Origin of the sequence: Algoriphagus sp. (assembly GCF_029254265.1) — a bacterium.
Classification (GTDB): domain Bacteria; phylum Bacteroidota; class Bacteroidia; order Cytophagales; family Cyclobacteriaceae; genus Algoriphagus.
Map to the genome: position 1 here is coordinate 1 of NZ_JAQWXX010000119.1, position 10992 is coordinate 10992.

Genomic DNA, 10992 nt, shown 5'->3' on the forward strand with positions numbered 1-10992 from the left:
CGAATTAATCGCTCCCAGAACAAAGACACCATCTTCAATAATCTAATCATCAGAATGGTAAAAGCAGATAAAATGTATATCTCAAATATGATATGATGTTAAGCGGACACCTCTAAAAACTTGATTGTATTTAATTAATAATTTTCGGCTTTCTAAAAGATCTCTTTTGCAATCTTATATGTAGTATCTGCCTTACTCATGGTATAAAAGTGAAGTGAGGGAACTCCTCTTTCAATCAATTCTTTGCACTGCGCAATGGACCATTCAATACCCACTTCTTTCACCTCCTGATTGGTTTTGCACTTTTCCAACTCATCCATCAAATCATCTGGCAAATCCAAGAAAAAGGTCCGTGGAAGCATGGTGATTTGTCCCAAAGTTGTAATCGGTTTGATTCCAGGAATGATCGGAACCGTAATCCCCGCTGCCCTGACATCTTCCACAAACTTGAAAAACTTCTCATTATCAAAAAACATCTGAGTAACGATGTACTCCGCTCCATTATCAACTTTCTCTTTCAAGTATTTGAGATCAAACTTCATGGATGGTGCTTCAAAGTGCTTCTCTGGATAACCTGCTACACCTACACAAAAATCAGTTTGGAAACCAATCTCTGTTTCTTCATGCAGATACTTACCTTCATTCATTCCTTTAATCTGCTGCACCAACTCACTGGCAAAGTGATGTCCATTTGGTTCTGGAATGAATCGTCCCTCAGTTTTTGGTGCATCGCCACGAAGTGCCAATACATTTTCAACTCCAATGAAATTCAAATCAATCAATGCATTTTCTGTCTCTTCTTTGGTAAATCCGCCACAAAGCAAATGAGGTACTGCATCAATATGAAAACGATTCATAATTGCAGCACATATCCCCACTGTTCCAGGACGCTTCTTAGTGCTGATTTTTTCCAACAAACCATTTGGATGCTTCTTGTAAATAAATTCTTCCCGATGGTAAGTCACATCGACGAAAGGAGGCTTAAAATCCATCAATGGGGAAATTCCCTCCAAGAGTTCTTTTAGACTTTGACCTTTTAGAGGAGGAAGTATTTCGAAAGAGAAAAGCGTGCTTTTTGCTTCTTTCAGATGTTCGGTGATTTTCATCTGTTTATAATTTGTTTTTTAAAGGCCATATGGAATCTCGCAGAATATAATCATCCTAGTGTTTGACTTTTTAGCCATGCTCGATTTCATAAAACTGATTCTGAAATCGATAATGTTGGTGTATAAGCCAGATTGGGAGATAGTAATCGTTCTGCTTCTCGAATGGTGACTCCTTTTCGCTCGGCATAACTTGCTACTTGATCTGCTCCGATTTTACCCAATCCAAAGTATTTACTTTCTGGATTCCCAAAATAAAATCCGGAAACTGAAGAAGTAGGATACATGGCATAACTGGAAGTCAAAGAAATTCCAATAGAATTTTCCACCTCCAACAAATTGAAAATAGTTTCTTTTTCGGAATGTTCAGGACAAGCTGGGTATCCTGGAGCAGGCCGAATCCCTAGGTACTCTTCTCTGACCAAACTGTCATTATCGAGTGCTTCATTCTTTGAATAGCCCCAATATTCCTTACGCACTAATTCATGAACATATTCCGCAGCCGCCTCTGCCAAACGATCCGCCAAAGCCTTGAACAAAATATCATTGTAATCATCTCCATCAGCTTGGAATTCAGCTAATTTCTTTTCCATACCTAAGCCTGAAGTCACCGCAAAACATCCCAAATAATCCTCCTGACTTGGATGAATGTAGTCGGCAAGTGATCGGTTTGGAACACCTTTCCCCTTTTTTCCTTGCTGGCGCAAAAAGTGAAATTTACCAATCGAATTATTCAAGTCATTTGGTTCAAATACAAGGGCATCATCATTAATCCTTTTCACAGGAAAAATTCCAAAAACTGCTTTGGCAGAAATCCACTTTTCCTCAATCAACTTATCCAACATTTGATTCGCATCCGAAAATAGCTTCTTAGCTTCCGACCCAATGATCGGATCTTCTAGGATTTTAGGATACTTCCCACTCAACATCCAAGTGCTAAAGAAAGGCGTCCAGTCTATATATCGCCTTAAAATAGATAGATCCAAGTCTTCCAGAATAGTTTTTCCAAGTTGAGTTGGTTTTACAGGACTATTTGTTGACCAGTCAATTTCCACAGGATTCGATTTTGCTTCCTCATAGGAAATCAATTGCTTAACCGATTGTTTGGCTTCATGCTCAATTCTAAGTTGGCGATACGTCTCTTTGAGTTTTACTTTGTATGCCTCTTTTGTTTCCTCAGAGATGGTTTCCCCTGCTATTGGAACAGACTTACTTGCATCGGTCACATGAATGACAATCCCGGAATAGACTGGATCAATCTTCACAGCCGTATGGATTCGTGAGGTTGTAGCTCCACCAATCAAGAGAGGAATAGTTAATCCTTGCCGCTCCATCTCCGAAGCCACATTAACCATCTCATCAAGCGAAGGAGTAATTAATCCACTCAATCCGATAATGTCAACTTTATTCTTAATCGCTTCATCGATGATTTTCTGAGCGTCAACCATGACACCCAAATCGATGATTTGATAACTATTGCAAGACAAAACTACTCCTACAATATTTTTACCTATATCATGTACATCGCCTTTTACTGTGGCGAGTAAAATTTTCTTTAGCGATGAAGCTTCCTGACCTTCTTCCGGTAGAGGCATAAAAGGTTCCAAATAAGCTACTGCCTTTTTCATTACCCGAGCTGATTTCACCACCTGCGGCAAAAACATTTTCCCTTCTCCAAAGAGATCACCCACTACATTCATCCCATCCATCAATGGACCTTCAATCACGTGAAGTGGATTTTGCAATAGAATTCTAGCCTCTTCTGTATCCTCGATGATGTAATCCAAAATCCCTTTTACCAAAGCATGTTCAATTCGTTTTGATACGGGATCAGATCTCCAAGCCTCATTTGCAACCTCCTTTTTCCCTGATGATTTTACAGTCTCTGCAAAATCCAAGAGTCGCTCTGTAGCATCCTCTTTTCGGTCAAAAAGCACATCCTCTACCCGCTCAAGCAAGTCCTTTGGTATATCGTCATAGACTTCCAGCATAGTAGGATTGACGATTCCCATATCCATCCCATGATGGATTGCGTGATAAAGAAAGGCGGCATGCATTGCCTCTCTGACAGGATTATTACCCCGAAAAGAAAAGCTCACATTACTAACCCCTCCTGAAACTTTTGCTCCGGGGAGGTTTTCTTTTATCCATTTGGTTGCAAGGAAAAAATCCAAGGCATTCTTCTTATGCTCTTCCATTCCAGTTGCTACCGGAAAGATATTTGGATCAAAAATGATGTCTTGTGGATTGAATTTTACAATGTCAACCAGAATCCTATAGCTTCGCTCGCAGATTTGAATTCTCCGCTCATAGGTATCTGCCTGGCCTTTTTCATCAAAAGCCATCACTACAACGGCAGCTCCAAATTTCTTAATAGTCTTCGCTTGTTGGATGAACTCCTCCTCTCCATTCTTCAATGAAATAGAGTTTACGATTCCTTTTCCCTGCACACATTTCAAACCTGCTAAAATAATGCTCCACTTGGAGCTATCAATCATGATCGGAATTCGGCTGATTTCGGGTTCTGAAGCGATAAGATTTAGAAATTTCTTCATTGCAAATTCCCCATCCAGCATCCCCTCATCCATGCAGACATCTAAAATCTGAGCTCCTCCCCTTACCTGATCAAGTGCTACTTCAAGCGCTTCGTCATAATTCCCATCAAGAATTAATCTCGCAAACTTCTTTGATCCGGTAATATTCGTTCGCTCTCCTATGTTGACAAAATTCAACTCCGGAGTAAAAATCAAAGGCTCTAAGCCAGAAAGTTTTAAATAGTTATTAGTTTTCATACGCTCAATCCAACTGTTCCTCTACCTCATTTAATTCAAGTTTTCTAGGTTGAAAACCTGCAGCCATATTTGAAAGTGCTGAAATATGTTCAGGAGTTGTGCCACAGCAACCACCCAAAATATTTAGCATTCCTTCTTTCAAAAAATCACGCACTTGATCTGCCATTTCATTGGCACCTTGATCATATTGTCCAAATTCATTTGGCAAGCCCGCATTAGGATAGGCACTGACAAAAAATGGAGCTTTCTGAGCCAATACTTTTAAATATGGGCGAAGTTCTTTGGCTCCAAGCGCACAATTCAAGCCCACAGAAAGTAGAGGAACATGCGAAACAGAAATCAGGAAAGCCTCTGTAGTTTGACCAGAAAGTGTACGACCAGATGCATCTGTAATAGTACCTGAAATCATAATTGGAATTCCTCCTTCTTTTGGATCTAATGGGATCCCCCGCTTTTCAAAAACGTCTTGAATAGCAAAAAGCGCTGCTTTAGCATTTAGCGTATCAAAAATAGTCTCAACCAAAATAATGTCTGCACCTCCATCCAATAGCCCATTTACTTGCTCAGCATAGGCTTCGGCAAGCTGGTCAAATGTAATTGCACGATATCCTGGATCATTCACATCTGGCGAAAGTGATGCTGTCCGATTGGTTGGGCCAACAGCTCCAGCCACAAACCTTGGTTGATTGGGATTTTTTAAAGTAAACTCATCGGCTACTTCCCGAGCTATTTTCGCAGATTCAAAATTGATAGCATAGGCCAAATGACCTAATTTATAATCCTCCTGAGCAATAGATGTTCCCGAAAAGGTATTCGTTTCGATTATATCTGCACCTGCTTTTAAGTATTCTCTGTGGATGTCTTTAATAATATCCGGCCTGCTTAAGGAGAGAAGGTCATTGTTTCCTTTAAGAGGTTTCGGATGATCTTTTAAATCTGGAGTTCTAAAATCATTTTCCTCCAACTTATATCGTTGAATCATGGTACCCATGGCACCATCAAGGATTAGGATTTTCTTAGAAAGTTGTTGAAGGAGAAGTTCCGTTCTGTTTTGCATAGTTCTTTTTTCAAAAAGCTTATCGAGCAAAACACGGATAAAAGTACAAGTACTTGTCCGCTCATCTGTTTCCGGTTTAATCCGGAATGGGAGTTAGCACCTTTAATTTAGGTTGCTAAGACGTCATAGGGCCCTTCCCTCGGTCTTTCTCGATAAGCAATGTAAAGTTAATAGCATTTTACTAATAAATCCGTCTATTTAGTGGGAATGGATTAGAAAAAGGATCAAAAAATAACAAATTATGTATTTATGGCCTGATTCCGATTCCAAAAGTCAAATAAGAACCTGCCATAAAATCGACCATATCCAACTCTCCCAAACGATAATTTCCAATAGGAACTTCGTACCCAAAAGATGCAGAAAGCATTAAATCAAAATATTTTCGTTTTGTCATTGGGATTCCATACTCGGCAAAGACCTCTGGCTTCAGCATCAAACCTGTATTCCTTAAATATCCATCAAATGTTCGATCTTCAAAAAGTTCGGGAAAATCTGGTTTTTGGTCGGTCAAAAGTGAATAGCGGATATTTCCAAACCCCAAACCCGTAAGTCCACCGATCCCTAGATTTTTAAACTGGAAGAATTTATAACCCCCATTTGCATAAATTCTTAAACTATTTAGACTTTGACTTTTTAGGGGGGAGGCATTTCCTGACAATGCAAGATTAAACACCTCTGCTCCATAGAGCAATTTCTCTGTATTCCCGAGAATCCGAAGTCCCCAATTTGAAGGCATACCATCCAACGCTGAAAAACCTGCCTTTTCAAGTTCTTGGTTCAATCGACTTGCATTGGTAAAATGAACTCCCCTGATGAGGTAGATTCCAATCCCCGCATCTTTGTAGAAAAAATTACGGTCTGGAAGTGATATTCCCGCTCCAACTCTTAGAAAAGCACCACTTTGGGTATTATCAAAGGAGATCCCATTCAATTCCCATTTACCTTCAAAAGGACTAAAAGAATAGCCAACTTTAGTTAAGATCTGAAGTGCCTCTGGTCTACCAGGTAAATCAAAGTCATAGCTTAATTGAAAACCGATTTCGGTTAGAAAATTCCCGTAATTCTGAGTTCCTTTCTGGATATCTTTTTCTCTAAGAATAAAGCCCTTCTCAGGATCACTTAGAAAAACAGCAAGGTTACTAGGTCTTTCGGTAGGCATCATCTGAAAATTCAAAAATCCTACCCCAAGAGACATGTAGTGGATTAATTGAAATCTAGATTCCTCGGTAAAAGAGTATCCCACATTCAGAAGAGCTCTTGATGTACGATAACCTAAAGTAAAGTCATCAAATTGACTTCTTTTCCCTTGGTTATGATAGAGTTCAAGGCCTAAAACAAAATCATTAATTCGAGTCTGGGTTCCTAGTCCAATAGTTTGGTAACGGTTTAATAAACCTGACAATCCTCTTTCTTCCAAGAGCTTATCAAACTGATTCAGCTTGGCCCCGGATGTACCTGCAAGAATATAGATTGAGGATCTTTTGGAAATAAGTCTTTGGCCTGAGACAGGATTGAAACTTAAAAAGGTAAAAACGAGTAGGAATAGTCTAAAAATAAGCTGCATTAAGAAATTCGATTTTCAATGTGGGTCATTTTACAGATCCAACTAGGCAAAATTAGTGCTAAATCGAATTTTCAAGAATTTTTTGTCGGCAGATATTGACTTAATTTTTCATATAAATCCTCTGGAGTAAAAGGTTTAGGCACAAAATCATTAATCCCAATTTCTTCCATTTCACCTTTGATTTCCTGAAGTGTGGTAGCTGTTAAAACCAAAATGGGAATATTACTCTTATTCGGGTCTTTATGACTTCTAATAGCTCTTGCAACTGAGAAACCATCTAAAACAGGCATCTGCAAATCCAATAGCACCAAATTAAAATCTCCCTTTTCAAACTCTTCAAGTGCCTCTCCTCCATCAGAAGTCAAAACCAGATTTCCCGTATTCCATTTTGTGAGAAACTTTTTAAGTAGAATTTGATTTACAGCATTATCTTCAGCAACTAAGATAGATGCTTCTTGCAAAGATTTTGGAGACATTGATTTTTCATTTTTAAGCAATTTTGCTTTGTCCTCAGTAGTTTCGAATTCAAGAGTAAACTCAAATGTACTCCCCTCGTTTGGTTTTGACTTCAATTTAATTTCTCCTCCATGAATTTCAACTAATCGTTTCACAATGGCTAGTCCGAGTCCAGTACCCCCATATTTTCTGGTAGTCGAGGACGAAGCCTGTGTGAAAGCTTCAAAAATACTTTCAGACTTATCTTCCGGAATCCCTATCCCTGAATCTATAAATCTAAACAAAATAGATGCTTTTCCACTTTGTCTCTTTTCCAGTTGAAGCTGAATACTCACAAAACCTTTATCGGTAAATTTTATTGCGTTAGAGATCAGATTGTTGACTATTTGCCCCACTCGTACCGGATCCCCAATTAGTTCCTGAGGAATCTGGCCATCGATCTCGGAAGTGATTTTTAAGGATTTTTCATTTGCTTGAAAACTGTGCGAATGTAAAATCCTATTAATGACGTTTCTAAGATCAAAAGAAACACGCTCTAATTCCAATTTTCCTGAATCAATTTTATTAAAGTCCAATATATCATTGATCAAACCCATCAAGTTCTCAGCAGAAAACTGGAGTGTTCGAAGATTTTCTAATTGATCTGGCCTTGGATCCTCCTCCATTAAAAAATGTGATAATCCAATGACAGCATTCATTGGTGTTCGGATTTCATGACTCATTACTGATAAAAACTGTGACTTTACTAAAGAAGCCTGCTCAGCCCTTTCTTTCGCCATCAGCAGTTCTTTTTGAGCTTCTTTCAGTTTAGAAATATCTCTTGCAATACCGGTGTATGAGCGTTTAGAGCCATTTTTGGATTCAATCATTCTTCCATTAGAGCTAAACACCTTATACTCTCCATTCTTGTGTCTAAGTCTAAATTCCAAAAATTGGTATTCATCTAGAATATTCTTGTTATGACCGAGCATGTTCTGAAAGACATCTAAATCCTCGGAATTCAAATACTCAAAAATACTTTGACCCAATACTTCTTCAGAAACATAGCCTAAAAATTGAGAAATATTCGGAGATACATATTCTATTTCAAAAGTATCTGAAAGCGAAAAAATTATTTCCGTCGATTCCTCTACTAATGTTCTATATTTTTCTTCAGAGCGCAAGAGGTTTTCTTTAGCTTGAAACTCCTCATTAATATCCCTAATGATTGAAAGCGCAAATTCTACCTCCCCATTTTCAATGATTGGCCTAATAGTTCGATGAAAATATCTTCCTTTAAAGAAAAATTCAGTATCAACGATTTCCCTATCGTGATACACACGATCCAACAGCTGATTCAATTCAACCAAATTTGTAAGCGAAATCTCAGACAGGTATTTGCCTTCAAAATCCTCCCTCTTCATTCCCCAATGATCAAAATTGGTTCCTTCCGCTAGGATGTATTTCCTGGTTTTATCCAAAAGAAAAATATTTGTCCCTGGGATATTAGAAGCTAAAACACGATATTGTTTATCACGCTCTTCTTTGAAAATTTCAAGATTTTTTCGATCTGTAATATCTTGAAATAACCCCTCGTGGTAAATTATTTTTCCATTTTCATCAAATACATCTCTAGTTTTATCCTCTACCCAAGCATAAGTCCCGTCAGGTTTTTTTACTCTATATTCACCTGAAAAAGAAGAAATACCATTTTCATTTGGGTTCTCTGATATGAATTGATTAATTCTGGCTGAATCTTCGGGATGTAGTAAATCTAAAAACGAAACTTTTGATTTAATTAGATCAATAGCATTGAAACCAAACTGATTTATATTTTCAGAGATATATAAAATTTCGTATGCTCTTTCAGGATTAACTCTAAATATTACAGCAGGACTGTTTTCAACAATAAGCTGCACTCGTTTAGAAAGCTTTTCACTTTCATATTTTTCGGTTAAATTCCTATAAATGAAAGAAAAACCAATTTTTTCGTTAGATGCTGAGGTAAAGGCTTGGATTGTAATTTCAAATGGCGTCTGAGCAGTATGTCTTGTTCTAATTTTCCCTTCTTGTTTCCATACTGTACCGATTTTTAAGTCTTGTACAATAGAGTTTAAATCAAGCTCGGAGTTTAATTTCAGCGTCACCAATTCACTGATTTGACCTCTGTATCCTTCTGCTGTTTCTGGACAACAAAGTTGAACAGCGGCTTCATTCAAATAAATAACATTTAGACTTGTGTCTGTAACTATTATTGGATCAGCAACTTGAGCTAAAATCTGAGATTGAAGTTTCAGATAATCTTCTGAAGCTCTCTTGTGTGAAATGTCTGTACAAAAACCATAAACTTCAAGACCTTGAGTAAGAAAGTCTCTTCGAGCTTCGATCTCATAGCTGATGAATACTTGCTTTCCCTCGTCATTTAAAACAATAAACTCTCCAGAAGTTTTCCCTTCCTCTTCAATCGCTTTCTTCAAATTTTGGACAAAAGCTGTTCTTCCGGGTTTTTCTAATTTTTTTATTAAAGAAGTGAATTCACGTACCGAAGGCTTCTCACCATATCCAAAAATACTGGATAATCCACCTGACATGAAAAACACCTTTTTTGAAGTACTATAGGTCCAAGATCCAGACTTTGAAAGCAGCTCAGTATTAGCCAATAAGCTCTCATTTCTCTCAATCTTTTTAGTCATTTGGCTACCTCTATAAGCACCACCTAAAAGATCTCCCAGTTGCCTGAAAATTTGAAATTCATCCTCGTTTGAAGACACAGATTTTAAATCCAAAGCAATAAATCCCAATAGCTTCGAGCCTGAAATCATAGGAACGCAAAGAGAAGAGGAATTCTCATTTTCAATGAGCTTGACTTTCCCTTCCTTAAGTATATCAAGGATTAATTTTACTTTTCCCAGAAGAAAAAAATCAGTCGATGCATTTGCATTTTTAGCAAGGGAATTCCAATTCGAGAGTAAATCAAAACTTTTGAAATCCTTATTATAAATATATACCTCGCATTTATTGGCATGCAAAAATTCTCCGAACCGAGCGATTGAATCTTTAAAAAGAATCTCAATATTTAAAATCGGCGCATTTATTAAAAGACTTGAAATTTGATTGATCAAATTCTCGATTTCAAACCTTTTTTGTAACGAAAGATCCGTGAGTACATATTCAGTGATATCCCTCGCACTGAATATTACCCCCTGAATCTGTGGGTGGTTCAAAAGATTTTTGGCATAGCATTCCAAATAAATACGTGATCCATCCTGCTTATTAATCCAAAAATCAATATTCACTTCTCTATTTTGAACAAGTATTTCCTTGAAATCTCCTTTGACGATTTCGATAATTCCTCTTTCTATAAAATCCTTGTAGTTCTTTCCAATAATAGCCTCGGCAGGAAATCCTAATTTTTCTGCAACAGCAGAACTGATAAAATTATAGTTACCATCTTTATCGAGAATCGAGATTAGGTCATGACTATTGTTAAGAATGCTTTGAATGTACCGAAGCTCTTCACCGAGATTAAACCCGGAATCCTCAAAGCAATCTTCGTTTTGACCTTCCGTAAAAAATTTAACTTTCCTCCCTTTTACGATTAAAAATCTACTTTGAAAACTTGAAGGAAGAATTGTGAAATTCCACTCGTATTGAATGAAATCCCCACGATTGTCAATGAGAGATTTAATGGTAAAAATTTTAGGACGATCTCCTTTCTCAAAAAAATCATTTAATACACCTTGAAGCTTTAAATTGGTAAACCATTCACGCCAAGAATCTGAAATGTCTTGAAAATTCGAGTGAAAATATTTGTTCTTATAGATGATTTCATCAGAATCAATGAGAAACACAGGATCCTGCAATTCATCAAAGAAACTTGAAATATCAAATTGATTTAAATCAGCCATCAAGCAAATTAAAAATTATGTATATCCGCAATCTTGCCAGTATGATTAAATCGAAGCAATAATGAGTCTGTCAAAGAGTTTTTGACCGAAATATCTTCTGTTGAGTTTGTAACAAAACTCGTCCAGGTAATTC

The 10992-nt window shown here is 37.4% G+C and carries 5 protein-coding genes, 1 pseudogene and 1 riboswitch; of the genes and pseudogenes, 1 reads left to right on the plus strand and 5 read right to left on the minus strand.

The window, feature by feature from the left end; all coding sequences use genetic code 11:
* Positions 1 to 96 (plus strand): annotated as a pseudogene (locus P8O16_RS18130) (IS1595 family transposase); the annotation flags it as partial.
* A gap of 56 nt (positions 97 to 152) precedes the next feature.
* On the opposite strand, the gene metF reads toward P8O16_RS18130, so the two are convergent.
* The 5 genes from metF to P8O16_RS18155 all read right to left on the minus strand — a co-directional run bounded on the left by metF (position 153) and on the right by P8O16_RS18155 (position 10859).
* Entirely contained in the window at positions 153 to 1106 is a 954-nt protein-coding gene (gene metF, locus P8O16_RS18135; RefSeq protein ID WP_300317063.1) for a methylenetetrahydrofolate reductase [NAD(P)H], read from the minus strand.
* 86 nt (positions 1107 to 1192) lie between these two features.
* Complete coding sequence (metH, locus tag P8O16_RS18140) at positions 1193 to 3895, minus strand: methionine synthase (protein WP_300317066.1); 2703 nt, start codon at positions 3893 to 3895, stop codon at positions 1193 to 1195.
* 4 nt (positions 3896 to 3899) lie between these two features.
* Positions 3900 to 4952 carry a homocysteine S-methyltransferase family protein gene (locus tag P8O16_RS18145; protein ID WP_300317069.1) on the minus strand — a complete coding sequence of 351 codons (1053 nt, stop codon included), beginning with the start codon at positions 4950 to 4952 and terminating at the stop codon, positions 3900 to 3902.
* A 58-nt stretch (positions 4953 to 5010) separates the two neighbouring features.
* A riboswitch (SAM riboswitch) is annotated at positions 5011 to 5111 on the minus strand.
* Positions 5112 to 5199: 88 nt separating this feature from the next.
* Positions 5200 to 6516 (minus strand): hypothetical protein, encoded by a 1317-nt coding sequence (locus tag P8O16_RS18150; protein ID WP_300317072.1) that lies wholly within the window; start codon positions 6514 to 6516, stop codon positions 5200 to 5202.
* Positions 6517 to 6587: 71 nt separating this feature from the next.
* Positions 6588 to 10859, minus strand: coding sequence for a PAS domain S-box protein (locus P8O16_RS18155; protein ID WP_300317075.1), 4272 nt, complete (start codon positions 10857 to 10859; stop codon positions 6588 to 6590).
* Positions 10860 to 10992: the final 133 nt, after the last annotated feature.

What these genes read in the sequence shown, in the direction of transcription:
- P8O16_RS18155 (WP_300317075.1), bottom strand. Translation starts at nt 10,859, where the DNA reads ATGGCTGATTTAAATCAATTTGATATTTCAAGTTTCTTTGATGAATTG.
- P8O16_RS18150 (WP_300317072.1), bottom strand. Translation starts at nt 6,516, where the DNA reads ATGCAGCTTATTTTTAGACTATTCCTACTCGTTTTTACCTTTTTAAGT.
- metF (WP_300317063.1), bottom strand. Translation starts at nt 1,106, where the DNA reads ATGAAAATCACCGAACATCTGAAAGAAGCAAAAAGCACGCTTTTCTCT.
- metH (WP_300317066.1), bottom strand. Translation starts at nt 3,895, where the DNA reads ATGAAAACTAATAACTATTTAAAACTTTCTGGCTTAGAGCCTTTGATT.
- P8O16_RS18145 (WP_300317069.1), bottom strand. Translation starts at nt 4,952, where the DNA reads ATGCAAAACAGAACGGAACTTCTCCTTCAACAACTTTCTAAGAAAATC.